The following is a 24652-nucleotide window of genomic DNA, read 5'->3' as shown; positions in this document are numbered from 1 at the left end:
CGGCGGACAACGAGACACGAGGGCTCCTGCGCGGCGCGGCGACGCGCCCGGGAGCTGACGGGAGAACGCCCGCATGCTCGACAACGAGCCCAACGCCGGGGTCACTGGCCCTGACGGGGAGACAATTGAACAGCCCGACGTGACCCGACGTCGCCGCTCCAGCCGCCCGGCGGGTCCACCGCCGGAGCCGCCCGAGGAGCCGGCGTCCACTCCGGTCACCGTTGTGGCGGCGCAGGCCGCGCCGTCGGTGGCGGAAGTGCAACCGATACAGCGCAAGGCCGCACAGCGTGCGGCCGGGGAGCCCACGCCTGAGATTCTCGAGGCGGCCGCCGGTTCCGGGTTCGAAGGTGAGAGCCCGGTCGAGGCGGCTGTGGCCGACGCTGTGGCCGATGCCGTGGCCGACGCTGTGACTGAGAAGCCCAAGAGGGCCACCAGGACGAGGTCCACCGCCACGACCACGCGGCGGCGTACCACGAAGAAGGAGGCCGAGGAGCAGCCGGACACGGCGGGAGCGCTCCCGGAAGCAGAGAAGCCCGACGAGATCGCCGCCGAAGGCGCGGAGGCGCCGGTGAAGCGGCGCCGGACGCGGAAGAAGGCCGAGACCGAAGAGGTCGAGGCCGCTGACGTGGCACGGTCCGTGGAGGAGTCCGCGGCGCGTGGTGAGGCCGGGGTGGAGACGCCCTCCGGTGCCGGAAAGGGTGCCGCGGAGGAGGTCGCCGGTTCCGGTGAGGCCGCCGGGGACGGTGAGGCCGCAGGTGTCACGCGTGGCGGGCGTACCCGGACGACCCGTACCAGGAGCACGAGGACTCGGGCCGGTGCGGCTCAGGCCGAGGCGGCCGAGGACGCCGGCGCCGTGAGCGCTGAGGCGGCTCAGGGACAGGGTGCCGGGGTGGAGCCCGGGGACACCGTCGAAGGCATCGAGGACGACATCCTGGAGATCCTGCCCGAGGACGAGCCGCTCGACGACGAGCCCGCCGGTGAGGACCTCGACGAGGAGCCGGTGCGCTCCAGCCTGCTCGCCGACCCGTTCGGGCTCTCCGCGCGCAGGCAGGACCAGCCGGGGGCCGCGTTCCAGCGGCCGGCGGCCATCTTCGCGCCGCTCTTCCAGGCGCCCGACCCCAGCCGGGCCAAGCCCGCCGCCACCCGGCGGCAGGAGCCCCCGCAGCCGGTGGTGGCGGAGCCTGAGGAGGCCGAGGAGCCGGTCGACGAGACCGTGACCGAGGAAGAGGCCGAGACCGAGGCCGAGCTCGACACCTCCGACGACCAGGAGGAAGAGGGCGGCGGCCGGCGTCGGCGCCGCCGGCGTGGCGGCCGGGGCCGCGGCAAGGCGCGCGAGCGTGACGACGCCGACGACGGCGAGGAGTCCGACGAGGACGGCGACGAGGAGCAGGGCGAGGAGGCGCAGGAAGAGGAGGCCTCGTCCTCGCGCCGCCGCCGGCGTCGCCGTCGGCGTGGCGGCGACGAAGGCGCCGAGCCGGCCAGTGACGACCCGCCGAACACCGTGGTGCGCATCCGGGCGCCGCGCTCGGGGCGTGCGGCCTCGCTCGACACCGCCACCGACGGCGTGCAGAGCGTGCGCGGCTCCACCCGGCTCGAGGCCAAGAAGCAGCGCCGTCGTGAAGGGCGCGAGCTCGGGCGCAGGCGGCCGCCGATCATCACCGAGTCGGAGTTCCTGGCCCGCCGTGAGTCCGTCGACCGCATGATGGTCGTGCGGCGGGTGGGCGACCGTACGCAGATCGCGGTGCTGGAGGACGGCGTGCTCGTCGAGCACTACGTCAACCGCGAGGCCAGCCAGTCCTACGTCGGCAACGTCTACCTCGGCAAGGTGCAGAACGTGCTGCCCTCGATGGAGGCGGCGTTCGTGGACATCGGCAAGGGCAGGAACGCGGTCCTGTACGCCGGCGAGGTGAACTTCGACACCGCCGGCCTCGAGGGCCAGCCCAAGCGCATCGAGTCGGCGCTGAAGTCGGGTCAGTCGGTGCTCGTTCAGGTCACCAAGGACCCGATCGGGCACAAGGGCGCCCGGCTCACGTCGCAGATCAGCCTGCCCGGCCGATACCTCGTGTACGTGCCGGACGGGTCGATGACCGGCATCAGCCGCAAGCTGCCCGACAAGGAGCGCACGCGGCTCAAGAGCATCCTGAAGAAGGTCATGCCGGAGAACGCCGGCGTGATCGTGCGTACCGCCGCCGAGGGGGCCTCCGAGGAGGAGCTGGCCCGTGACGTGGCGCGGCTGTCGGCGCAGTGGGAGAGCATCCAGAAGAAGGCCAAGTCGGCCAGCCCGCCCGAGCTGCTGTCCGCCGAGCCCGACCTGACCATCCGGGTCGTGCGCGACGTGTTCAACGAGGACTTCACCTCGCTGGTCGTGCAGGGCGACGAGGCGTGGGACACGGTCGACGACTACGTCAAGTACGTCGCGCCGCACCTGGCCGAGCGCCTGTCGAGGTGGGACGACGACCAGGGCGGCGACGTCTTCGAGTCGTACCGGATCGACGAGCAGCTCGGCAAGGCGATGGAGCGCAAGGTGTGGCTGCCCAGCGGCGGCTCGCTGGTGATCGACCGTACCGAGGCGATGACCGTCGTGGACGTCAACACCGGCAAGTTCACCGGCCAGGGCGGCAACCTCGAGGAGACCGTCACCAGGAACAACCTGGAGGCGGCCGAGGAGATCGTGCGCCAGCTCAGGCTCCGCGACATCGGCGGCATCATCGTGATCGACTTCATCGACATGGTGCTGGAGTCGAACCGCGACCTGGTGCTGCGGCGGATGCTGGAGTGCCTGGCCCGCGACAGGACCAAGCACCAGGTGGCCGAGGTGACGTCGCTGGGCCTGGTGCAGATGACGCGTAAGCGGGTCGGTCAGGGGCTGCTGGAGGCGTTCTCGACGCCGTGCGAGTGCTGCAACGGGCGCGGTCTGATCGTCTCCACGGAGCCGGTCGAGAGCAAGCCCGAAGGACGCGGTACGCAGGGCAAGATGGCGGTCGAGAAGGCGGTCTCGGACAAGGTTTCCGCGGCCAAGGACTCCTCCGGCCGTGATACCGTGACCGGTGCGCTTGAAGACGTCCCGGCTGAGGACGACCAGGCAAGCCAGACTTCCGGCAGAGGGCGGCGACGCTCCCGCCGAGCCAAGTCGGCCGATTAGCCTCGGCAGACTTCCGACGTTCCGTCCGGTTCGCCTAGGGGCCCGTTAATCCGGTACCCTGGTGAATCGGTGCGTCAGGTGACGTGCCCTGTTGGCGCGCTTACTCGGTTCGTCGGTTTGAGACAGACCGAATGATAGGCGCAGCATTCGGAGTCAGCGGCCGTCCCCGGTGTGGGATGGCCGAGGTTCGCAACAGTGAGTCAGTAGAAGGGTTCCGCGGTGTACGCGATCGTTCGTTGCGGCGGCAGGCAGCAGAAGGTCTCCGTCGGTGACGTCCTCGAGGTGGACAAGGTCGCCGGCGAGGTCGGCTCTTCGGTTTCGCTGCCGACGGTGCTCGTCGTCAACGACGGCGATGTGACCACCGAGGCGGGCAAGTTCACGGTCAACGCCGAGATCCTCGGCGAGACCAAGGGCCCGAAGATCCGCATTCTCAAGTACAAGAACAAGACCGGTTACAAGAAGCGCCAGGGTCACCGCCAGCGGTACACCCAGGTGAAGATCACCGGTATCGAGCAGGCCTGAACGGGAGTTTGAGAGATGGCACACAAGAAGGGCGCGTCGTCCACCCGGAACGGTCGTGACTCCAACGCCCAGCGTCTGGGCGTCAAGCGCTTCGGTGGCCAGCTGGTCAACGCGGGCGAGATCATCGTCCGTCAGCGTGGCACCCACTTCCACCCTGGCGACAACGTGGGCCGCGGTGGCGATGACACGCTGTTCGCGCTGGCCGCCGGTCACGTGCAGTTCGGTGTCAAGCGCGGCCGCCGCGCCGTCAGCATCGTTCCTGTCGCGGAGTAAGGTTTCCTCCTTCTCCTAAGCGTTGGTTCAAAGGGTGGATCGCTCGTCGATCCGCCCTTTGGCGTTTTTCGTGGCTGTTCCAGCCGGTACGGGCCCTGGTCGAAGGCTGGGCCGTTTGGGTGGGTAGGGCCGTCGCATGAGCCCGGTGAGGCCTTTGGGGGCCCGGGTGTTGGAATGAGATGCCCCTGGTGGGGCGATGGAGGAATACGGCATGCCGGACTTTGTGGACCAGGTGGTCCTGCACATCAGGGCCGGTGACGGGGGAAATGGGTGTGCCTCCATCCACCGGGAGAAGTTCAAGCCGCTCGGCGGGCCCGACGGCGGGAACGGCGGGCGGGGCGGTGACGTCGTGCTCGAGGTCGATCCCAACACGGCGACCCTGCTCGACTACCACCGCCGCCCGCACCGCAACGCCGAGAACGGCAAGCAGGGGCAGGGTTCCAACCGCGACGGGGCCAACGGCGGCGACGTGATCCTGGCCGTGCCCAACGGGACGGTGGTGAAGGACGCCGACACGGGTGAGGTGCTGGTCGACCTCGTGGGGGCCGGCACCCGGTACGTGATCGCCCAGGGCGGTCACGGCGGGCTCGGCAACGCGGCCCTGGCCAGCACCAAGCGCAAGGCGCCCGGGTTCGCGCTGCTCGGCGAGCCGGGCGACGGGCTCGACGTCATGCTGGAGCTCAAGAGCGTCGCGGACGTGGCGCTGGTCGGGTTCCCCAGCGCCGGGAAGTCCTCGCTGATCGCGGCGCTCAGCGCGGCCAAGCCGAAGATCGCGGACTATCCGTTCACCACGCTGATCCCCAACCTGGGCGTGGTGACGGCGGGGGACAACGTGTTCACCGTCGCCGACGTGCCGGGGCTGATCCCGGGCGCGTCCCAGGGCAAGGGGCTCGGGCACGAGTTCCTGCGGCACGTCGAGCGGTGCGACATGCTCGTGCACGTCATCGACTGCGCGACCATGGAGCCCGGGCGTGACCCGGTCACGGACTACGAGGTGATCGAGGCGGAGCTGCGGGCGTACGGGAAGCTCGAGGACCGGCCGCGGCTGGTGGTGCTGAACAAGGCCGACGTCCCCGACGCCCGGGAGCTGGCCGAACTGGTCGCGCCCGAGTTCGAGGAGCGGGGGCTGAAGGTCTTCACGATCTCGGCCGCCACGCATGACGGGTTGCGGGAGCTCACGTTCGCGATGGGCGAGTGGGTGGCGGCGGCCAGGGCCAACAAGCCGGTCGAGGAGCCGACGCGGCTGGTCATCCGGCCCAAGCAGCTCGGGGACACCGGGTTCAAGGTGCGGCGGGTCAACGAGAACCTGTTCCAGATCACCGGTGAGAAGCCGGAGCGGTGGATCAGGCAGACCGACTTCACCAACGACGAGGCGGTCGGATATCTCGCCGACCGGCTCGAGCGGCTGGGGGTCGAGCAGGAGCTGGCCAAGGCCGGGGCCAAGGCGGGCGCCGAGGTGGTCATCGGGCCGATGGAGGGTGGCTACGTCTTCGACTGGCAGCCCACGCTGAACGCCGAGTCGGTGCGGCAGGGGCCGCGGGGGTCCGACAACCGCTTCGCGTGACCGCCGCACCGGGGACGCCGGGGCGGGTGGATCTCCGCCCGGCAGGTCTCCGGGGCAGGGGCGGCTCCGCGGTGGTCAGGGGCGCAGGGTGGCCTCGGCGCCGCCGTCGGCGTAGATGATCTGGCCGGTCGTGAAGGTGTTGGCCGGGCCGGCCAGCCAGGCCAGGAGGGACGCGATCGCGTCCGCCGGGCCGGGGAAGCCCAGCGGCTGGGGCATGGCGGTGGACACGAGGTCGCGGGTCGTACGGTCGGACAGGATGAGCTTCCTGGCCGTGTCCGTGTCCACGACGCCGGGCGCCACCGCGTTGAGCGGGATGCCGGCCCCGGCCCAGTCGGGGGTCACGGCGGCGCGGCGCAGCCAGCGGTCGAGCGCCGCCTTGGACGACGGGTAGACGATGCGGCCGCGCCCTTCGCCGATGGCCGTGCGCGCCGCGGCGACGGCGCTCTCCTCGTCCATGGACAGGCAGGCGCTCACGATGCCCTCGTCGGCGGCCACGATCGCGCTGAGCGAGGACACCACGACCGCGCTGGGGCGGTCGGAGGCCAGCAGGAGGGGGCGCAGGCCCTCCAGGGTGGCGACGGTGCCGAAGAAGTTGAGCCTGACCGTCAGCTCGGAGGGGACGCCGAGGCCCGCGACGGCGATGAGGCCGTCGATCCGGCCGCCCGACGCGTTCGTGACGTGCGCCACCAGGGTTTCGCGGCCTTCCGGGGTGGTCAGGTCGGCCTCGTGCACATCGCAGCGGATCACTCGCGCGCCCGCCTGCTCCAGATGGTCGGCGGTGGCCGCGCCGATGCCAGATGCGGCGCCCGTGACGACATAAGTACGGATTTCCATGGCAGAATAACTACATCGAATGTAGTGATGCAGTCAATGTAGCGAATCTCCTGACCCGCCGCGGAACGGATAGGCTGCCTGTCGTGCGGGAACAGATCAGCTCAGCGTCGAAGGTCGTCGTCAAGGTCGGCTCCTCCTCGCTCACGACCCCCCAGGGCATGATCGACGTCGATCGCGTGGACGCCCTGGTGGACGTGCTGGCGGCGCGGCGCCGTACCGGGACGCAGATCGTGCTGGTCTCCTCGGGAGCCATCGCGGCGGGCCTCGGCCCGCTCGGGCTGAGCGCGCGACCGCGTGACCTGGCCACCCAGCAGGCGGCGGCGTCCGTCGGGCAGGGCGTGCTGGTCGCCCGCTACACCTCCTCCTTCGCCCGCTACTCCCTACGCGTCGGCCAGGTGCTGCTGACCGCCGACGACATGATGCGCCGCGCCCACCACGCCAACGCCCAGCGCACCCTGGCCCGGCTGCTGGAGCTGGGCATCGTGCCCATCGTCAACGAGAACGACACCGTCGCCACCGACGAGATCCGCTTCGGCGACAACGACCGGCTGGCGGCGCTGGTGTCGCACCTCATCCACGCGGACGCCCTCGTGCTGCTGTCGGACGTCGACGCGCTCTACGACGGCCCGCCCAGCCGCAGCGGCTCGCGGCGGCTGGCGGAGATCCGCGGGCCCGAAGATCTGGTCGGCGTCGAGCTGGGCAAGAACGGCGCGGCCGTCGGCACCGGCGGCATGGTGACGAAGGTGCAGGCCGCCAGGATCGCCACCGGCGCCGGGGTGCCCGTGGTGCTCACCGCGGCCGCTCACGCGGCCCAGGCGCTCAGCGGGGCCGACGTGGGCACCTACTTCCACCCCGGTGGCCGCCATCCCGGCACGCGGCTGCTCTGGCTCGCGCACGCCACCACCGGGCGCGGCCGTCTCCACCTCGACCAGGGCGCGGTGGAGGCCATCGTGGGACGGCGCAAGTCGCTGCTGCCGGCCGGGGTGACGTCCGTGGAGGGCGAGTTCGCCGCGGGCGACCCCGTCGACCTGTGCGGGCCTCAGGGGCTCGTCGTGGCCCGCGGCCTGGTGAACTTCGACGCCACCGAGATCCCCGGCCTGCTCGGGCGCTCCACCAAGGAGCTGGCGAGCGCGCTCGGTCCGGAATATGAACGTGAGCTGATCCACCGCGACGACATCGTCATACTGGAATCCCACAGCTGAAGCCCGACGAGGAGCGCGCGATGTCCGAAGAGTTCTTGAAGGTCGCCCGTGCGGCACGTGAGGCCGCCGCCGAGCTGGCCCCGCTGCCGCGGGCGCCCAAGGACCGGGCGCTGCGCACCGTCGCCGACGCCCTGGTCGCGCACGCCGCCGAGATCGTCGAGGCCAACGCCAAGGACGTCGAGCAGGCCAGGGCCCAGGGCACGTCCGAGGCGATGATCGACCGGCTGCGGCTCGACGAGGCCAGGATCGCGGCCATCGCCGAGGCCGTGCGGCAGGTGGCCGATCTGCCCGACCCGGTCGGCGAGGTCGTCCGGGGGAGCACGCTGCCCAACGGGCTAGAGCTACGCCAGCTCAGGGTCCCGCTGGGCGTGATCGGCATCATCTACGAAGGCCGCCCCAACGTCACCGTCGACGCCGCCGCGCTCTGCCTCAAGAGCGGCAACGCGGTGCTGCTGCGCGGCTCGTCCAGCGCCTACTCCTCCAACACCGCCCTGGTGAAGATCATGCAGGGCGCGCTGGCGGAGACCGAGGTGCCCGCCGGGGCCGTCCAGCTCGTCCCCGGGCAGAGCCGTGACTCGGTCAAGGAGCTCATGCGGGCCCGCGGCCTGGTCGACGTGCTGATCCCGCGCGGCGGCGCCTCGCTGATCAACTCGGTGGTGGAGGAGTCCACGGTGCCGGTGATCGAGACCGGCGTGGGCAACTGCCACGTCTACGTCGACGCCGAGGCCGACGTGGAGCTGGCCGTGCAGATCCTGGTCAACGCCAAGGCGCAGCGGCCGTCGGTGTGCAACGCCGCCGAGACGTTCCTGGTGCACGAGGGCGTCGCCGACGCGTTCGTGCCCAGGGCGCTGGAGGCGCTGCGGGAGGCCGGGGTGACCGTGCACGGTGACACGCGGATCGCCGGCTACGCCGCCGACGTGGTGCCCGTCACCGAGGACGACTTCTACGCCGAATATCTCTCGCTCGACATCGCCGCCGCCGTCGTCGGCTCGCTGGAGGACGCGGTGGCGCACATCAGGCGCTACGGCTCCGGCCACACCGACGCCATCGTCACCCGGTCGCAGCGGGCCGCCCGGCGGTTCGTCGCGCTGGTCGACTCGGCGGCCGTGGCGGTCAACGCCTCGACCAGGTTCACCGATGGAGGGGAGTTCGGATTCGGTGCGGAGATAGGCATCTCCACCCAGAAGCTGCATTCGCGGGGGCCCATGGGCCTGCCCGAGCTGACCTCGACCAAGTGGGTCTATACCGGTGAGGGGCATTTGCGCACGTCAGAGGGCACGGTGGTGGCCGGTTGATCGGCGTGTCGGCCTGACCCGCACCGCGGGCCGTGGTTTGACTGGGAGACATGGAAATCGTCGTCGCCCTCGTCTTCTCGGCCGCGGTGCTGTTCGGCGCCGATCGGCTGCTGCTCTGGCTGGAGAGCCGGGGCCATGTCAACTGGCGCAGGAAGGGCCGCAGACGGCTGTCCGAGGAGCCCACGACAGGGCTCGATGCCATGCTGTCCGATCACACACGCAGATAAACCTTCGGCGTGCCTCAAGCGGCAACTCGTGTCCCGGCGCTAGATTTGTGTCCCTTATGGGCGCGCCGGGCGGGGAGGGACGGTGAGCAAGCTCGGCAAGGTCGGGCCGTACACCCTGATCGAGCGGCTCGGCCGGGGCGGGATGGGTGAGGTCTACCTCGCCAGCACCCGCCGCAGCGAGCACGTCGCCCTCAAAGTCCTTCATGACCTGGCCGAGGACGAGACCTCGCGCATCCGGCTGGAGCGAGAGGTCCGCGCGCTGCGCAGGGTCGAGAGCCCCTACGTGGCCAAGGTGCTCGACGCCGACCTCGACCACAGCCGTCCCTACCTGGTCATGGAGCACATCGAGGGCGCCACGCTGCTCGAACGTGTACGCCAGAGCGGCCCCCTCGACGTGTCCCAGCTCGTGGACATGGCCCAGGGCATCGCCGCCGCCCTCGCGATCATCCACGCGGCCGGCGTCGTGCACCGCGACCTGAAGCCCGGCAACATCATCATGGGCACCGAGGGGCCGGTGCTGATCGACTTCGGCATCGCCCAGGTGCTCGACGCGACGCGGCTCACCATGACGGGCACGTTCCTCGGCACGCCCGGCTACACCGCGCCGGAGATCTTCGCCGACGAGAACGTGGACTCGCCCGCCGACGTGCACGCGTGGGCGGCCACGGTGGCGTTCGCGGCGACCGGGCGGCCGACGTTCGGGCGTGGGACGGCCGAGGCGCAGATGTACGCGGTGCTGAACGGTCAGGCCGACCTCAAGGGCGTGCCCGTGGAGCTGCTGCCGCTGGTACGCGCGGCACTCAACCGGGAGCCGGGCAAACGGCCCACGGCGGCGCTGCTGGCCGACCGGCTGTCGAGGCTGGCCAAGGCCACCAGCGCGGCCGAGCCCGAGTCGCCGCCCGCCGGGGCGCGCGCCGCCGACGCGGTCGAGGAATCCGGCAAGGGCACGGCGGTGCGGAGCAGGACGGCCGAGGAGGCCGCCCGTGGCGAGGCCAAGTCCGCGCGCAGCCGGCCCAACGTCGTGCCCGCCGAGGGGAAGGTGCCGGCGCCGCGCGGGCGTGCGTCCGGCCGGGCCGTTCCCGACGGGCGGGCGGGCGGCAGGGTCGTTCCCGACGGGAAGGGCGCGGCGGCGCGGAACCGTACGAGTGCGGACGGGGCCGCGGCGCGCGGCCGCAGCGGGGCTGAGGGGGCCGCGGCGCGCGGTCGTCCGGCGGCGGAGGGGAAGGTGCCCGCGCCGCGGAGCCGGGCGGGCACCGACGGCAAGAACACCGGGCCCCGGCCGAAGGTCGGAACCACGCGCCAGCGTACGGCGGCGGCCGTCAGGAGCCGGACGGCGGTGGCCAAGCCGCAGGACCGGCGCAGAGCCGGGCTGCGGGCCGAGTCGGCGACCACGCTGCCCGCGGGCAACGGCGCGCTGCTGCTGCTCGCGGTGCTGGCCGTGCCGTGCGTGGTGGCCTCGGTGATCTGGCCGATCGCCTCGATCGCGATCACCACGGCGTTCGTGGTGCTGACCAGGACCTTGTGGATGGGCCACTGGATGGTCAGGAATCGCAGCTCGCGGCGTACGCGGGTGGCGCTGCGGGTGTTGCTCTTCCCGCTCGCGCTGACCGGGGCGGCGGCGACCGCCGTCGTGTGGCCGGGCGTGCCCGTCGCGGTGGCGTCGGGCGGAGCGCTGTGGGCGACGGGCGGCGGTCAGATCGAGACCGACTGGTGGCAGCAGCCCGCGCCCGTGACGGTGGCGGCCGTGGTGTTCGGGATGCTGTGCGGCGGCATCACCGGACGGGAGATCGAGCGGATCGGGCATCGGCTGCCCGACCTGCGTAGGGAGGGGCTGCGCGCACTGGCCGTGCTGGGCGGGTTCGTCGCCCTGTGCGCGGCCGCCGTGCGCGCCATCGCCCTCCTGCTCTGACCCGCCGGTGCCCACCACGGCGGGTCATCGCGGCCGATCAAGCGGATCTGGCCGCGGCTGGCGGAGCCGGCTCAGCCCTGGCCGCCGTCGCGGCGGGAGAAGCGGTTGAAGATGCGCTCGCCCGCGTTGACCGCGCCTTCGGCCACGTCGCGCAGGACGCCGATGAACGGGTCCTGCGACTGCGACCAGGACGCGCGGTAGGACTCGGCCGCCGCCTTGATCTCGTCGGTCACTCGTGCGTTGGGGTCGTCTTCCCGGCGCGGGTAGTCGCCGCCGAGGATCCGGTCGTACTCGCCGCTGCGCTGCCACCTGTCGAGCTCCGCCACGCGCACGACCGCGAAGGGGTGTGTGGTGCCGAGCAGGTTGAGGACCTTGAGGAAGCCGTCGCGCAGGTCGCCCGCGGTGTCGTATTCCTGGTACTGCTCCAGGAACGCCTCGATGTTCATCTCGTGGGTGTAGTCGCCGCCGGCGAGCTTCATCAGCGCGCGCTTGGCCGAGTCGGGGTTCTGCCCCGTCAGCAGGCCGCCGCGGTCGGAGGAGAGCTCGGACTTGCGGTACCACTCCTCCAGGCCGGCGACGATCGCGCGCAGGCCGATGTAGCCGAGCGGGATCCAGGCGACGCGGGCGGCGAGGGTGGTGAGGATGTCGAGCATCGTCCGGTAGACCGCGTGCCCCGACAGGATGTGCGAGGTCTCGTGGCCGATGACGAAGCGCTGCTCCTCCTCGTCCATGAGGTTGAGGAGGCCGGTGGTCACGACGATGAACGGGTCATCGAAGCCGATGGCCTTGGCCTGGACCCGAGGGTCCTGCTGGACGTAGATCTCGGGGATCCGGTGAAGGTCGAGGATGTAGGCGGCGTCTCGCCCCATGTCGTACAGGGAGCGGAACTGGGTCTCGCTGACGCGGACTGCCGAGGCCAGGTACATGAGGCGGAGGCGGCGCTCGCTGACGAGACCAGACATCTGCTTGAGAACCGTGTCGAACCCACTCAACTTACGCAGAGCGACCAGGGCGGACCGGTCTGCGGGGTGTTCGTAGGCTCGGGACGATATGCCGGGCAGTTGGACGCGGTTGCGGTCCGGGGTGGTCGTCATGCCCGGCATGCTACGTCCGCAACGGAAGTGATGCGCGGACATCATCAAGGGGGGTCCCATCATGTTGTGGCGACGCGTCCGCGTAAGGTCCGTTTCATGATGAACGCGCCTGGTGTGCAGGGGATGCGGCGAGTAGGTGTGATGGGTGGGACGTTCGATCCCATCCACCACGGCCACCTCGTCGCCGCCAGCGAAGTGGCCCATCACTTCCAGCTCGACGAGGTCGTCTTCGTGCCGACTGGACGGCCGTACCAGAAGTCGGGGCGTGAGGTGTCGGCCCCGGAGGATCGCTATTTGATGACGGTCATCGCGACCGCGTCCAATCCCCGCTTCTCCGTGAGCAGGGCGGACGTGGATCGGCCCGGGCCGACGTTCACGATCGATACTTTGCGCGACATCGCGGAGATCTACGGTCCCGAGGTCGAGCTGTACTTCATCACCGGCGCCGACGCGCTCGGCGCCATTCTCGGCTGGCAGGACGCCGACGAACTGTTCGAGCTGGCCCATTTCGTCGGTTGCACGCGCCCGGGGCACACCTTGCACGATCCCGGGCTGCCCGAGGGCCGGGTCACGTTGCTGGAAATTCCCGCACTGGCCATTTCGTCGTCCGAGTGCCGTCAGCGGGTGGCCAAGGGAGAACCGATTTGGTATTTGGTGCCCGACGGCATCGTCCAGTACATCAACAAACGAGGGATGTATCAGGCCACTGGCTAAGGTATTCGTGCCGTACGTGAGGGGTTTCGGCCTGGAAGGGTACCCTCAACATATGGGCATGCTGCCGACACAGGAGGACAGACCCGCATCGTGACCGCATCTGACAGAGCCGTCCAGCTCGTGCGCATCGCCGCGGAGGCGGCGGCCGACAAGCTGGCCGATGACATCCTCGCCTACGACGTGAGCGAACAGCTCGTCATCACCGACGCCTTCCTGCTCTGCTCCGCCACCAACGACCGCCAGGTCCGCGCCATCGTCGACGAGATCGAAGACCGGCTGCGCATCGAGGCCGACGCCAAGCCCGTGCGCCGCGAGGGCGAGCGCGAGGGCCGCTGGGTGCTGCTCGACTACCTCGAGATCGTCGTGCACGTGCAGCACGAGGAGGACCGCACATTCTACGCGCTCGAGCGCCTGTGGAAGGACTGCCCGGCCATCGCGCTGCCGGAGAGCGTCATGCAGGCCAACCTGCAGCGGGCCCGCACTTGACCAGACGCATCGTGTGTCTGCGGCACGGGCAGACGTTGTGGAACGTCGAACAGCGTTTCCAGGGACACTCCGACATTCCCCTCGACGAGACCGGCGTCGCGCAGGCCGCCAGGGCCGCGTCGTTGCTGGCCTCGCTACGGCCGACCCTCATCGTCTCCTCCGACCTCCAGCGCGCCAACGACACGGCCCTGGCGCTCGGGCGGGTCGTGGGGCTCGACGTGGCGGTCGACAAGGACTTCCGCGAGCGCGGCGGGGGTCAGTGGGAAGGGCTGACGCGCGACGAGATCGCCGCGCAGTGGCCCCAGGAGTACGCGGCCTGGGAGGCGCCGGACGGAGAGCCCGTCACCGACGTGGCCGCCCGGGTGGCCGGGGCCATGCGGCGGTGGGCCGCCCGGCTCGACGACCACGGGCTCCTGGTCGTGGCCTCCCATGGGGCCGCGCTGCGGCTCGGCATCTGCGAGCTGCTCGGCCTGCCCGAGGAGCTGTGGCCCACGCTGGGCGGGCTGGGCAACTGCTCCTGGTCCGTGCTGCAGGAAGGGCGCAGGGGGTGGCGGCTGCTCGAGCACAACGCCGGCACCCTGCCCGAACCGGTGAACAGCGACGACCGGCCCGACGCGGAGGCTTAGGACAGGCCTAGGACGGCTCGCACGGCTCGGGGGCCGTGCGGCTCGAAACCTGCCGACATACGACGGGCGATCTCGGACGAATCATTCCGCGACAGACACCGCGGTGGCCTGGGACGGCAGGCCGCCGGCGTCGGGGAAGGTTCGCCGATGGAGATTCGGTCATTACGCTATGCGGTCACGCTCGCAGAGGAGTTGCATTTCGGCCGCGCCGCGCAGCGGCATTTCATCGCCGCCCAGCCGTTCGGGCGCCACATCCAGCGACTGGAGCGCGAGGTCGGGCAGCGGCTGTTCGAACGGACGAGCCGCCGGGTCGCGCTGACGCCCGCGGGGGAGCGGGTGGTCGCGGAGGCCCGCAGGGTGCTGGCCGCGGTGGACGGGCTGGCGGAGCTGGCTCGCGCCGACACGTCGTACGACGGGCCTCACGACGGGGTGGGGGGTGATCGTAACCGTTCCCGCTGATGATGACCCCGCGGGGTCCGTGGTGGCATCGTACGCATGGCAAACAAGCACACCAACGACGCCAGGCGGGTGAACAGCAGGCTCGAAGCGGCGGCATTGCACGAGATCGTGCCAGGGGTGCACGCATGGGTGCAGCCCGACGGCACCTGGTGGGTCAACAACGCGGGCGCGGTGACGGGGGACGACGGCACGGTCGTCATCGACACCTGCGCCACCGAGGAACGTACCCGGAGATTCTTGACGGCGCTGGCCACGGCCACCGGCGACGCGCCCATCCGGGCGGCGGTGAACACGCACCAGCACGGCGACCACACCTACGGCAACAGCCTGCTTCCCGAGCAGGCGGTGATCGTCGGCCACGAGAGCGTCCGGGCGGCGGTGCTGGCCGACTTCGTCATCGACGGGTGCCCGCCGTTCTGGTCGCCGGTGCCCGAATGGGGGGCGGTGTCGAGGCGGCCGCCGGCGCTCGTGTTCCGCTCGGAGCTGACGCTCTACAGCGGCGGGCGGCGTATCGACCTGCTCTATCCCGGCCATGCGGCGCACACGGCAGGTGACGTGGTGGCCTGGCTGCCGGAGGAACGCGTGCTGTTCACCGGCGACCTGCTCTTCCACGGCCTCACGCCGCTGATCGTGATGGGCTCGGCCGAGGGGGCGCTGCGCTCGCTGGACTGGCTGGCGGGCTTCGGCGCCGAGCACATCGTGCCCGGTCACGGGCCCCTGGCCAGGGGTGCCGACCTGCCGGGCATCCTGGCCGACCACGAGCGTTACTACCGCTTCGTGCTCGACACCGCGCGGGCCGGGATGGATCGGGGGCTGAGCCCGCTCGACGCCGCCCGGCACGTCGACCTGCGGGACTTCGAGGGCTGGGCCGATCCTGAGCGGCTCGTGCTCAACCTGCACCGCGTGTACGCGGACGCGGCGGGCGCCGAGGTGGACCTCCCGTCCGCCTTCACGGACGCGGTCGCCTGGAACCGCGGCCCATTTCCGACGTCGGTATGAGGGGGCACCGATGAGATTCGTCACCTACGCGGGACCCGAGGGCGACCGGGCCGGAGTGGTCGTCGCCGAAGAGGTGTACGCCCTGCCGCCGGGGGTGCGGCTGGTCGATCTGCTCGACGACCTGCCGGGCGCCGGTGCGGCCGCGCTGCGCGACCCCGCCGAGGTCGTGCCGCTGGAGTCCGTACGGCTGCGGTCGCCCATTCCCGACCCGCCCACCGTGCGCGACTTCATGACGTTCGAGCAGCACGTCGAGGGTGTGGCCAAGCTGATGGGGCTGCCGGTGCCCGACCAGTGGTACGCGGCGCCGGCCTTCTACTTCACCAGCCCCTACGCCGTGATCGGGCCGCACGACGACGTGCCGGTGCCGCCGGGGTGCGTGGTGTTCGACTTCGAGCTCGAGGTCGCCGCGGTGATCGGGCGCGGCGGACGGGACTTGGGCGTTGCGGAGGCCGCGGGGCACATCGCGGGGTACATGCTCATGAACGACTGGTCGGCCCGCGACATCCAGGTCGCCGAGATGGAGGTGCGGCTGGGGCCAGTGAAGGGCAAGGACACCGCCACGACGTTCGGGCCCGTGCTGGTCACGCCGGACGAGCTGGAGCCGTACCGGTCGGGCAACGCCTTCGACCTGCCGATGACCGCGGCGGTCAACGGGCTGACCGTGGGCGGGGACCGGTGGAGCAACATGGCGTTCTCGTATCCGCAGATGATCGCGTACGCGTCCCGGGGGAGCGAGGTGCGGGCCGGGGACGTGCTCGGGTCCGGCACGTGCGGTGGCGGGTGCCTGGCCGAGCTGTGGGGACGCCTGGGGTTCGAGGCGCACGCGCCGCTCGCGCCGGGCGACACGGTGACGATCAGCGTGGAACTGCTGGGCCTGCAGCGGAGCCGGATCGTGGCGGGGCCGGAGCCTGTGGAGGATGATCTGGGGGCGCGTCGTAGTCCTTGAGGGTGATGGCTGAGGCGGCGCGGTCGGTCATGCGTTTGATCATGCTTTTCCTGGCATGTACGGCAGCATCCGCATGATCTGGTTGCGCCGCCATATTCGGGACTTTTTCGTGGGGACGAGGTATATGTCGGCACCTTTGGCTTGGCGCTGGCAGACGTCGACAAATGGCCTTATACGGCTTTCGTGGGTGTCGAAGGCGGTCGGGTGGTCGTCGGCCTCGGGCAGTTCGCCGGCCAGGACGTACGCGGCGATCAGGGCCAGGCCCGTGCCCATGCCCCCCAGGCCCGGGGCGTGGCCCGCGTCGCCCAGCAGGACGATCCTGCCGGAGGGGTAGCGCGGTAGGACGACCTGGGCCGTCGGGGTGAAGTAGAGGCCGTCCGCCTCGCGCATCCGTCTGAGCAGGGACGGGATCTCCCAGCCGAGGCCCTGGAAAGCGCTCTAGACCAGGGGCGTGGTGCTGGGCGCGGTCGCGGTGGTCGTAGGGCAGCGGGGGCGCGGCGAAGTCGAGCGAGGCCCTGGTCTGGCCGCCGGTGCTCATGATGGTGGCGTATCTGCCGGCGGCATCCCTGGCTGGCTCACGCCGTGTCGCTGAGGCGGCCTCAGCTCGTACGCGATGGGATGGCTCGCACGGACCGGCTGTTGCGGGCGGCGGTTTGAGGGGCTGGGGCTGGCGCGAACACGATGCTGCACGCCGCTGTGTCGTTGGTGAAGTTCGTCCGGAGGGGTTGCGGTGAGTCTGGGGGCGGAGGAGCAGGCTCGTACGGAGACGGGGATCACGGAGGACGAGTGGATGCGGGCCCGGGAGGCCGAGTTGGGGGAGTTGTTCGATTTTGGCGCCCTTGCCGTTCTGGCCAAGGTGGTCGGGGAGGCCGGGCTGGACACGCTTTTGGAGTTCGGATTGCGGCGGCAGCTCGATGGGATGGCGGTGTTGGTGGCGAGGGCGCGGGACGGGCGGCGCGATTAGGCGAATGAGGGCGGATGGCTATATGCTCTCGGAGCGCCGCAACGGGTGGACTCGAAGCGGTGACCAGGGGCTATGGCGCAGTTGGTAGCGCGCCTCCATGGCATGGAGGAGGTCTGGGGTTCGAATCCCCATAGCTCCACCCTGATGGTGTTGTTCCTAGGCGGGCCTCTTTTGGCCCGCCTAGTTCTTTTTGGGGCCCTGGGCGGCCTGTACGCGCGTGGACGCCGAGTTCTGTGCTGGGGTGGTATGTCTGGGCCTGGGGTTTGGTTTCGGGCATCAGGGGTGGACTCAGGGCATGTCAGAGGGTGGGGCCGGGAGTGGTCCGTGGCGCCCCGGGGGCGCCCCGGAGGTGGCCCGGGGTGCTCCGGGGTGCTCCGAGGGTTGGTGGCGGGCGCAGTGGGTGGTTTGGGCACAGACCAAGGGGCTGGTGTCAGGCCCGGGGGCTGAACCAGGCTCAGGGCGGGCTCAGGCTCAGGCTCAAGGTTGGTTCAGGCTCAAGGTTGGGTCGCGTGCAAGGCTGCGTCGGGGATCGGGCTGGTCGAGTGCAAGGTCGGGTGGGGTTCGGAGATGGGTGGGTTCAGGGTTGGCTTCGGGCAGCGGGTCCGGGGGCGCGGATGACGATGGCAGTTACGATCAAGCCGTTGCTGATCAGCCAGCGGCCGGACAGGTGAGTGGGCCAGCCGGGGCCGTGGACCGCGATTTCGGCCTCGAAGGTCCCGGTTGCGTAGATGCTGGTGGGCGAGGTTGAAGCGAGGCGAGGTGGCGCGGGGGCGGAGGTGGGGTGGTCGGCGAAGGCTGAGGGCTGGTGGGTGAGGGCCGGCGGCCGATGGGAGGTGGACTCGGGCGGGTGAGGGGATGTCCGGTGCAGGGTGGGCTGGGCCTGGGGTGGTGTCGGGTAGCAGCGGAGCTGGGCGATTGAGGGCGTCGTTTCCTCGGGTGTGACGTGACCTGTTGGGTGTCCTGTGTCGTGGGGTGTGACGTGAGCGGGTGAGCGTTCTGTGTCGTGAGGTGTGAGGTGCGTGGCTGGGAGTGGTGTGTCGTGGGGTGTGGGGTGAGCGGTCGAGCGTTCTGTTCGGTGGGGCGTGGGATGGGTGCTTGGGCGTGATGGGTCGTGAGAGGTGGAGTGGGTGGTTGAGCGTTCTGTTTGGTGAGGTGCGGGGTGGGTGGTTGCGTTTGCTGTTTGGTGGGGTGCGCGGTGGGTGAGCGGAGGTCGGGTTTCGTGGGAGGGGGGTTGGATGGTTGTGGTGGGGGTCGGGAGTGTGGGTGGGGTGGAGAGGGTGAAGGTCACGGTGGCTTGTCTGAAGGTCAGGTGGTGGCCGGTGAGGGGGAACCAGGTCTTGTAGATGGCCTCTTTTGCGCTGAACAGGAGTCGGTCGGGGGTGGGGAGGCCGGTTCGGTGGAGGGCGGCGATCTCGGTGGGGGTGGCGATGCGGTGAAGGATGCCTTCGGGGGCTGGGGCGTAGGGTTCGGCGTCTATGCCGATCGCCAGGGCGTCGCGGGCCACGGCTGCGGCTCGGTAGCCGGGACAGTGGGTGATGCTGCCGGTGATGCCCGGTGGCCAGGCCGGGGCACCGCGATCCCCTCGGAGAATGGGCTGGGGGGTCATGTCGAGTAGGAGCAGTGCCCTGTGGGCGCAGTGGCGGGAGGTTCGGAACTCGTGGCGGCGCTTGTCCGCCGCACGGGTGATCAGGGCCTCCTCCTCGGGGAAGAGGGTCACGTGGGGTGGGTCGGCGAACTCCTCAGCGGTGGCGACCCAGGCGGGGAGGATGTCATCGATCATCGTGGGAGCATCGTCGCCGGGATCGCTGGCTTTTGCGTCGAGTCACGTTAGCGTCCCGCCAGCCGAGTGAGTGACCGGTGGGTGGGGGTTAGCCAGTCGGGCTTGGCGTCGGTCGGTTCGGGTCGGGGTCGGTCGGGCGTGGTTGGCGGTCGGATCGATTGGGTGAGTGACTGGTTGGGCCGGGCCATGCCGCGCCGGGTCGGGTCGGGCTGGGTGGGGTCGGGGCGGGTGGAGCCGGGCTGGGGTCGGGGCGGGTCGGGTGGGGTGGGTGGTCGGTTGGAGTAGCCAGGGGGTGGTTGGGTCGTTGGTCGTTGGTCGTTGGTCGGGTGGGTGGGTGCGTGGGGTGGGTTAGCGGCCTTTTTCGTAGATGAGGAGGCCTTGGGAGAGGTGGAGGGGGACCAGGATGAGCTCTACTATCAGGGCCTTCCAGGCGTAATAGAGGTTGACGGTCTTGTTGAGGTAGACGAAGGGGAGGTTGAGGAGGACCTTGGCCACTGGGAGGTGGCGGCGTCTGGCGGCGTAGAGGAGGGTGGGGACGGTCAGCAGGAGTTCGCCGCCGAGCCACCAGGCCAGCGTGGGGGCCACTGATCGCTGCAAGGTAAGCGTGAGGATCAGAGGGGTCGCCCACCACAGCGGGGCCATGAGGATCTCCAGCAGGGCCACGATGATCCAGGTGGCCAGCATGGGCTTGCGGGTGAGCAGGCGGGGGAGGTGGAGGCGGACGTTCTGCATGAAGCCCGCCATCCAGCGCCACACCTGCTTGCGCAGGTAGGTGAGGGTTTCCGGGTCGGCGGCCCAGGCCGTGGCGTCGGAGACGTAGACCGCCCGGTGGCCCGCCGACTGCTGGCTCCACGTGTAGTCCATGTCCTCGACGATCGTGCGCTCGGGGAAGCCGCCGAAGTCGGCCAGCGTGGTGCGCCTGAACACCGAGCAGCAGCCCGAGCAGACCATGGGGCTGTTGGCCAGGTGCTGGATCGGGCGGTGCCAGTGGAAGCCGAAGAGGTATTCGGTGGATCTGCCGCGCTCCCACGGCGTTCGGGTGAACCTCGTCTGGACGTTGCCGGCCGCCACGTGCACGTCGGGGTCGTCGAAGACGGGCATGACGCGCTCGATGTAGTCGGGGGCGAGGACCGTGTCGGCGTCGACGGCCAGGACCAGATCCGTGGTGCAGTGCGGGAGCGCGTGGTTCTGGGCTTTGGCCTTGCTGCCGAGGTTGCGGGGTGGGCGCAGGACGGTCACGCCGTAGGAGGCGGCGACCTCGCTCGTGCGGTCCGTTGAGCCGTCGTCCACGACGATGATCTGCTCGGGCGGGATCGACTGGCATCTGAGGGAGTCGAGGGTGGCGGGCAGGCCGCGTTCCTCGTTGTGGGCGGGGACGATGACGGTGAGGGTGAGGGCGGGAGGTCTGGTCACCTGCGCCGCCCCCTCAGCTTGAGGGTGACCAGGGCGATGAGGCCGACTGCGGCGTAGATGATCAGGCTGAATCCCAGTGTGGGCGGGCCTCCGGGCATCCTGCGGTCCCTTTCTCGCGGTGTGGGTGTGGGTGTGGGCGTGGGCGTGGGATGAGGATGCTTTGCCGGGGGTGGGGGGTGTGGGGCCGAATCGGGTTCTGTGGAGGGTGGGGGCGGGGGTGGGTTTGTCCTGTGGAAAAGGTGTTCTGTGAAAAGCGGACGGCCAAGGAGGGTTGAGCTCCTTGGCCGTCCGGTTCGGCGCTACTTCAGGGGGTTATCGCAGGGCATACGCTCTGTCGATGGTCTGGGTGGTGGAGGCGCCTGCCTTGTCCGTGGCGGTGACTCGCAGCGACACGTGACCGCTGGTCTGGGGTAGTGGCGGGTGGGTCAGCTCCACCCAGTACCGGTCCGCGCCCAGTTTTCTGACCTTCGACGCGGTCTGCCAAGTCGTCCCGTCGTTCGACGAGTACTCGACCTTGACCTCGGTGACGGCGGATGTGCCCGAGCGGGTGGCCGCCCGCAGGTCGAAGGCGTACGGCTCGCCGGCGGCCGCCCGGTTCAGCAGGTCGAGCGGCAGGTCGTAGGTGAGCTGCGGCACGGGCTGGAAGGCGCAGGACGTGCCGAAAGTGCAGGTGTATCCGGCGGGCGTCCCGGAGCCCGGCGGTGAGGAGGTGAAGCGGGAGGTCGTGGTGACCTTTCTGGACAGCGGGCGGTCGGTGGTGTCCACCGTCTCCAGCCGGTACGGAGCCGTCCCCGCCGGCACCGTGAACGAGCGCGGGCGCCGGCCCTGCACCGGAATCTCCTGATCCGCGGCGAACAGGCGCGGCACCGACGTCACCGGTCCCAGGCCGCTGTAGTGGCGCGGATCCGAGTCACGCCACTGCTCACCCGGTACGAACCGGTCCCCGTCCCGGCACAGCGCGCACGGCAGCCTGACCGGATAGCCCGACGGCACGTCCGCGGCCCCGGGCACCAGCGGCGCCTTGAACCACCGCTCAGAACGTTGCCGGTCCCGGCGGGTGAACCGGTCGTCCGAGCGCAGGTCCAGGCCCCCGTTCGTGATCGTGCGCGACCACACCACGTCGTCCGACATGGGCCCGAAGTACTCGGTGCGGGCCACGGGCATCCGCAGCGCCCCGCCGTACACGAGCCGCCCCGGCTCCTCGCCGGCCGTCGACTCCCCGTACTCCCAGCCGAACGTGTCGGGCTTGTCGGCGTGGTACGCGGCGTCAACGCGTACCAGATGCCCCGGCTCCACCCGCTCCGGCTTGGCCGGCACCTTGCCCCGCGCGTCGAATCGCAGGTGGTAGACCACCTCCGGCCCCGCGTACGGCTCCAGGTGCAGGGAGAGCGGCCCCTTGGCCAGGGCGGCCCGGACGGCGCGGCCCTCGTCCGCGCTCAGGCCGAGGCGGTGGAACGAGCCCCCGGACGGCACCCGCGCCTGCCCGCCGTCCACGTCGAGGTAGGCGAGGATGCCCGCCGCCCCGCGCCGTGACGCGTTCTGGCCCGCCTCGTCCAGCAGCGCGCCGGCCGTCACGTACGGCCTGACGCCGCTCTCGACCGGGACCCCGGCCAGGACGACCTTGCCGGCCACGTCCACGCCCGCGAAGTCCTCCGGCCGCCCCCGCCCCACGGACACGATCGGGTACGACGAGACGGAGGAGAGGCCGCGCATGGACTCCATGTCGTACGCGGGCCGCAGCCGTAGGTCCCCCGCCGTGGCGGAGGTGAGGACCGGTGGCTCCAGGTCCCACTGGTGGGTCAGGCGCACCTTGCCGGCCTTGGGCGCGGAGACCGGCGTGACGTACAGGTCGTGGCCGCCGCCCACCGCGCCCCCGTAGACGGAGACCGGCAGCGTGCGATCCGTGAAGGTGCGCACGTAGTAGGCGTGGCCGGCGCCGTCGGCGGGGCTCGCGACGTCCGGCCTGACGCGGACGGTCTTGCGGGCGTCCAGGGTGACCGTCTCGTCCCCGTCGAGGGTGACCGTCTCGATCACCCAGCTACTGCGGTTGGCGAGCCGGCTCTCGGGCAGCACGCCGATGACCTCGTAGTCGCCGGCGGGCAGGTAGAACTCGCCGGCGCCCGCGTAGTCGGTGCGCAGGTAGTAGTAGCCGTAGGGATTGAAGGGGTCCTCGGGGCTGTTGCCGCGCTTCAGCGGGATCGCGTACACGATGGGCTCGGCCTGGTAGCCGGGGAAGAACTCCTTGGTGCCGTAGGAGTTGACCAGCGACACCCCGAGCCGGTGCGTGGCCGGGCCCGTGTAGTAGCTGAACGGCGTCACCAGTCGCGCGTCGCCGCCGCTCGCCGTCACCCAGCCGCCGTACGCGCCCACCTCGCCCGCCGACGGGTCCACGGTGAGGCCGACCGTGGCCGTGCCGTTCGCGGGCACGGTGACGGTCCCGGCGCCGAGCCGGACCGCCTTGCCGGGGGCGGGCCTGCCGCTCCACCCGCGCGTCTCCAGCGAGACCGACAGCGTGACCGCCGCCGCGCCCGTGTTGCGGTACGTCACCTGCCGCGTGGCCGTCTCGCCGAGCAGGCGGAAGTCCACCGCCGACGTCGCGAACACGGTCTGGGTCACCGCCCGCGCCACGTCCACCCGGCCGCTGCCCTCCTCGTACCAGTTGTGCCCGTCGTTGCGCACGGCGGTCGAGGTCAGCGCGTCCCGCAGCTCACCGGCCCGCCAGCCCGGATGCTGCTGGGCCAGGATGGCCGCCGCCCCCGCCACGTGCGGGGTCGCCATCGAGGTGCCGCTGAACCCCGTGTACGCGGCGTCGCCTGGAATCCCCGGCAGCGCGGAGTCGGCCGAGCGGGCGGCGACGATGTCCACGCCGGGGGCGACGATGTTCGGCTTGACCGCCGCGTCGTCCAGCCTCGGCCCCCTGCTGGAGAAGCCGGCCAGCGTCGTGCCCGTCGTCTTGTCGACCGCGCCCACCGCGAGCGCCTCGTCGGCCGCCGCGGGGACGCTCACGGTGAGCGGGTCGGACTCGTTGCCAGCGGCTGCCACGAACAGCGTCCCGTGCCTTTTCGTCAGCTCGTTCACGGCCAGGCTCATCGGGTCGGTGCCGTTGCCGCAGCAACTGCCGAGGCTCATGTTGACCACGTCGGCGCCCTGCGCGGCGGCCCACTCCATGCCGGCGATGGCCCACGACCACTCCCCGTTGCCGCCGTCGCCGAGCACCTTGCCCACCAGCAGCGACGCGGCGGGCGCCACGCCCTTGTAGGTCGCGCCCCCGCCGGCGATCGTCGAGGCCACGTGGGTGCCGTGCCCCTTCCTGTCCGCGATGCCGGGGGCGTCGGAGAAGTTCTCGGTGGCCAGGATGCGGCCGACGAAGTCGGGGTGGTTCACGTCGATGCCGGTGTCGAGGACGGCGACCTTGACGCCCTTGCCGTCGTACCCCTTCTCCCAGCCGGTGGGCGCGCCGATCAGGGGCACGCTCTGGTCCAGGGACACGCGCGTCTTGCGGTCGAGCCAGACCTTGGCGATCCCGCTGACCGAGCGCGCCGCCTTCCGGTCGGTACGGAGCCCGGCCCAGAACGCGACCGTCTCCCCGGCGCGCACGGTCATCGCGGCGCCGTTGACGCTGTCGAGCACGCGCACGTTCTCACCGGCGGGCAGGGCCTGCGCGGACCTGGCGAGCGCGGCCGGGGCCGGGTCGCCCGCGTACGTGACGAGCAGCGGGATGGCGTCGGCGCGCCGCTCGCGGGCCAGCGTCTCGACGTCGAACAGTTCCTCGTCGAGCGCGCCCGCGGCGACCATGGCCGCGGCGTCGGAGGGCAGGACGAGGTAGCCGCCGTCCTTGCTCGGCAGGGTGGCGAACGTGACGTCCGTGCGGTCCGGCCCGGTCGCCTCCCTGATGGCGACCGAGGGCACGCCGCCGTCTCGCGCGGGCGTGTACTCGACGACGTCGCCGGTGATGAGGGTGAGGGTGACCGGGCCGGAGGGCTCGGCCTCCGTCACGGGCCCGGTCCCGGCCGGTTGGCCGGCGGGCGGGGGCCCGGCCGCGGCGGAACCGCCGGGGCCGGAAGGTCCGGGAGGCTCGGCGGCGCTGGGTGTGGCGCCGAGGGTGAGCACCAGGGCGAAGCCGGATAAGGCCGCGGCCAGCCGGGTGGGTAAAGGGGACAAGGGATGCCCTTTCGGTCAGAGGGGGAGGGCATTCGGGAGCGC

The 24652-nt window shown here is 71.0% G+C and carries 21 protein-coding genes and 1 tRNA gene; 16 read left to right on the top strand and 6 right to left on the bottom strand.

The genetic code is table 11. From position 1 onward, the window contains the following. Window positions 1-73: 73 nt before the first annotated feature. From AB0I15_RS35205 to obgE, 4 genes are all read left to right on the top strand, one after another. The gene (locus AB0I15_RS35205; RefSeq protein ID WP_358105178.1) at window positions 74-3142 is read left to right on the top strand and encodes an Rne/Rng family ribonuclease; all 3069 of its coding nucleotides are present in this window, start codon (window positions 74-76) and stop codon (window positions 3140-3142) included. A gap of 219 nt (window positions 3143-3361) precedes the next feature. Then, on the top strand, window positions 3362-3664 hold the full coding sequence (gene rplU / locus AB0I15_RS35200; RefSeq protein ID WP_080046162.1) for a 50S ribosomal protein L21: 303 nt from the start codon (window positions 3362-3364) through the stop codon (window positions 3662-3664). Between the two features lie 15 nt (window positions 3665-3679). Then, window positions 3680-3937, top strand: coding sequence for a 50S ribosomal protein L27 (rpmA, locus tag AB0I15_RS35195; protein ID WP_012893687.1), 258 nt, complete (start codon window positions 3680-3682; stop codon window positions 3935-3937). A 211-nt stretch (window positions 3938-4148) separates the two neighbouring features. After that, the gene (gene obgE, locus AB0I15_RS35190) at window positions 4149-5501 is read left to right on the top strand and encodes a GTPase ObgE (RefSeq protein ID WP_358105175.1); all 1353 of its coding nucleotides are present in this window, start codon (window positions 4149-4151) and stop codon (window positions 5499-5501) included. Window positions 5502-5576: 75 nt separating this feature from the next. Here obgE and AB0I15_RS35185 read toward each other — a convergent pair whose 3' ends face one another. After that, a complete protein-coding gene (locus AB0I15_RS35185; RefSeq protein WP_358105172.1) occupies window positions 5577-6335 on the bottom strand; it encodes an SDR family oxidoreductase in 759 nt (252 codons plus the stop codon). A gap of 74 nt (window positions 6336-6409) precedes the next feature. Here AB0I15_RS35185 and proB point away from each other — a divergent pair, with 74 nt between their 5' ends. The 4 genes from proB to AB0I15_RS35165 all read left to right on the top strand — a co-directional run bounded on the left by proB (window position 6410) and on the right by AB0I15_RS35165 (window position 10968). Beyond that, entirely contained in the window at window positions 6410-7537 is a 1128-nt protein-coding gene (proB, locus tag AB0I15_RS35180) for a glutamate 5-kinase (protein ID WP_358105225.1), read from the top strand. Window positions 7538-7557: 20 nt separating this feature from the next. Then, window positions 7558-8832, top strand: coding sequence for a glutamate-5-semialdehyde dehydrogenase (locus AB0I15_RS35175; protein ID WP_358105169.1), 1275 nt, complete (start codon window positions 7558-7560; stop codon window positions 8830-8832). Window positions 8833-8882: 50 nt separating this feature from the next. Continuing rightward, window positions 8883-9059 (top strand): hypothetical protein, encoded by a 177-nt coding sequence (locus tag AB0I15_RS35170; protein WP_358105167.1) that lies wholly within the window; start codon window positions 8883-8885, stop codon window positions 9057-9059. A gap of 82 nt (window positions 9060-9141) precedes the next feature. Further along, window positions 9142-10968 (top strand): protein kinase, encoded by a 1827-nt coding sequence (locus AB0I15_RS35165; RefSeq protein WP_358105163.1) that lies wholly within the window; start codon window positions 9142-9144, stop codon window positions 10966-10968. A 71-nt stretch (window positions 10969-11039) separates the two neighbouring features. On the opposite strand, the gene AB0I15_RS35160 is transcribed toward AB0I15_RS35165, so the two are convergent. Continuing rightward, window positions 11040-12071 (bottom strand): M48 family metallopeptidase, encoded by a 1032-nt coding sequence (locus tag AB0I15_RS35160; protein WP_358105160.1) that lies wholly within the window; start codon window positions 12069-12071, stop codon window positions 11040-11042. An 87-nt stretch (window positions 12072-12158) separates the two neighbouring features. Here AB0I15_RS35160 and nadD point away from each other — a divergent pair, with 87 nt between their 5' ends. From nadD to AB0I15_RS35130, 6 genes are all read left to right on the top strand, one after another. Continuing rightward, a complete protein-coding gene (gene nadD / locus AB0I15_RS35155; protein WP_358105157.1) occupies window positions 12159-12776 on the top strand; it encodes a nicotinate-nucleotide adenylyltransferase in 618 nt (205 codons plus the stop codon). Between the two features lie 90 nt (window positions 12777-12866). Further along, window positions 12867-13262 (top strand): ribosome silencing factor, encoded by a 396-nt coding sequence (gene rsfS, locus AB0I15_RS35150; protein WP_358105154.1) that lies wholly within the window; start codon window positions 12867-12869, stop codon window positions 13260-13262. Continuing rightward, on the top strand, window positions 13259-13888 hold the full coding sequence (locus tag AB0I15_RS35145) for a histidine phosphatase family protein (protein ID WP_358105151.1): 630 nt from the start codon (window positions 13259-13261) through the stop codon (window positions 13886-13888). The genes rsfS and AB0I15_RS35145 overlap by 4 nt, the downstream gene beginning before the upstream one ends. A gap of 147 nt (window positions 13889-14035) precedes the next feature. Further along, window positions 14036-14347: a LysR family transcriptional regulator gene (locus tag AB0I15_RS35140; RefSeq protein ID WP_358105148.1), complete on the top strand. Its 312-nt coding sequence runs from the start codon at window positions 14036-14038 to the stop codon at window positions 14345-14347. A 36-nt stretch (window positions 14348-14383) separates the two neighbouring features. Continuing rightward, window positions 14384-15346: an MBL fold metallo-hydrolase gene (locus tag AB0I15_RS35135; protein WP_358105145.1), complete on the top strand. Its 963-nt coding sequence runs from the start codon at window positions 14384-14386 to the stop codon at window positions 15344-15346. A gap of 10 nt (window positions 15347-15356) precedes the next feature. After that, the gene (locus AB0I15_RS35130; protein WP_358105143.1) at window positions 15357-16292 is read left to right on the top strand and encodes a fumarylacetoacetate hydrolase family protein; all 936 of its coding nucleotides are present in this window, start codon (window positions 15357-15359) and stop codon (window positions 16290-16292) included. A gap of 39 nt (window positions 16293-16331) precedes the next feature. On the opposite strand, the gene AB0I15_RS35125 is transcribed toward AB0I15_RS35130, so the two are convergent. Beyond that, the gene (locus tag AB0I15_RS35125; protein WP_358105140.1) at window positions 16332-16682 is read right to left on the bottom strand and encodes a hypothetical protein; all 351 of its coding nucleotides are present in this window, start codon (window positions 16680-16682) and stop codon (window positions 16332-16334) included. A 340-nt stretch (window positions 16683-17022) separates the two neighbouring features. On the opposite strand from AB0I15_RS35125, the gene AB0I15_RS35120 reads away from it, so the two are divergent. Both AB0I15_RS35120 and AB0I15_RS35115 read left to right on the top strand, forming a co-directional pair. Then, the gene (locus AB0I15_RS35120; RefSeq protein ID WP_358105137.1) at window positions 17023-17256 is read left to right on the top strand and encodes a hypothetical protein; all 234 of its coding nucleotides are present in this window, start codon (window positions 17023-17025) and stop codon (window positions 17254-17256) included. Between the two features lie 66 nt (window positions 17257-17322). Further along, window positions 17323-17395: transfer RNA gene (locus AB0I15_RS35115), tRNA-Ala, on the top strand. A gap of 438 nt (window positions 17396-17833) precedes the next feature. Here the strand turns inward: AB0I15_RS35115 and AB0I15_RS35110 are convergent. From AB0I15_RS35110 to AB0I15_RS35100, 3 genes are all read right to left on the bottom strand, one after another. Then, window positions 17834-19036 (bottom strand): 4'-phosphopantetheinyl transferase superfamily protein, encoded by a 1203-nt coding sequence (locus AB0I15_RS35110; protein WP_358105134.1) that lies wholly within the window; start codon window positions 19034-19036, stop codon window positions 17834-17836. A 348-nt stretch (window positions 19037-19384) separates the two neighbouring features. Continuing rightward, entirely contained in the window at window positions 19385-20449 is a 1065-nt protein-coding gene (locus AB0I15_RS35105) for a glycosyltransferase family 2 protein (RefSeq protein WP_358105131.1), read from the bottom strand. Between the two features lie 312 nt (window positions 20450-20761). After that, window positions 20762-24610 carry a S8 family serine peptidase gene (locus AB0I15_RS35100; RefSeq protein WP_358105128.1) on the bottom strand — a complete coding sequence of 1283 codons (3849 nt, stop codon included), beginning with the start codon at window positions 24608-24610 and terminating at the stop codon, window positions 20762-20764. Window positions 24611-24652 lie beyond the last annotated feature (42 nt).

The organism is Nonomuraea sp. NPDC050643 (assembly GCF_040654715.1).
Lineage (GTDB): Bacteria > Actinomycetota > Actinomycetes > Streptosporangiales > Streptosporangiaceae > Nonomuraea.
Note: the sequence above shows the minus strand (reverse complement) of the source record. Positions and strands in the feature narration are given on the sequence as shown.

What these genes read in the sequence shown, in the direction of transcription:
- AB0I15_RS35205 (WP_358105178.1), top strand. Translation starts at nt 74, where the DNA reads ATGCTCGACAACGAGCCCAACGCCGGGGTCACTGGCCCTGACGGGGAG.
- rpmA (WP_012893687.1), top strand. Translation starts at nt 3,680, where the DNA reads ATGGCACACAAGAAGGGCGCGTCGTCCACCCGGAACGGTCGTGACTCC.
- obgE (WP_358105175.1), top strand. Translation starts at nt 4,149, where the DNA reads ATGCCGGACTTTGTGGACCAGGTGGTCCTGCACATCAGGGCCGGTGAC.
- AB0I15_RS35185 (WP_358105172.1), bottom strand. Translation starts at nt 6,335, where the DNA reads ATGGAAATCCGTACTTATGTCGTCACGGGCGCCGCATCTGGCATCGGC.
- AB0I15_RS35175 (WP_358105169.1), top strand. Translation starts at nt 7,558, where the DNA reads ATGTCCGAAGAGTTCTTGAAGGTCGCCCGTGCGGCACGTGAGGCCGCC.
- AB0I15_RS35170 (WP_358105167.1), top strand. Translation starts at nt 8,883, where the DNA reads ATGGAAATCGTCGTCGCCCTCGTCTTCTCGGCCGCGGTGCTGTTCGGC.
- AB0I15_RS35160 (WP_358105160.1), bottom strand. Translation starts at nt 12,071, where the DNA reads ATGCCGGGCATGACGACCACCCCGGACCGCAACCGCGTCCAACTGCCC.
- nadD (WP_358105157.1), top strand. Translation starts at nt 12,159, where the DNA reads ATGATGAACGCGCCTGGTGTGCAGGGGATGCGGCGAGTAGGTGTGATG.
- AB0I15_RS35140 (WP_358105148.1), top strand. Translation starts at nt 14,036, where the DNA reads ATGGAGATTCGGTCATTACGCTATGCGGTCACGCTCGCAGAGGAGTTG.
- AB0I15_RS35135 (WP_358105145.1), top strand. Translation starts at nt 14,384, where the DNA reads ATGGCAAACAAGCACACCAACGACGCCAGGCGGGTGAACAGCAGGCTC.
- AB0I15_RS35130 (WP_358105143.1), top strand. Translation starts at nt 15,357, where the DNA reads ATGAGATTCGTCACCTACGCGGGACCCGAGGGCGACCGGGCCGGAGTG.
- AB0I15_RS35125 (WP_358105140.1), bottom strand. Translation starts at nt 16,682, where the DNA reads ATGCGCGAGGCGGACGGCCTCTACTTCACCCCGACGGCCCAGGTCGTC.
- AB0I15_RS35110 (WP_358105134.1), bottom strand. Translation starts at nt 19,036, where the DNA reads ATGATCGATGACATCCTCCCCGCCTGGGTCGCCACCGCTGAGGAGTTC.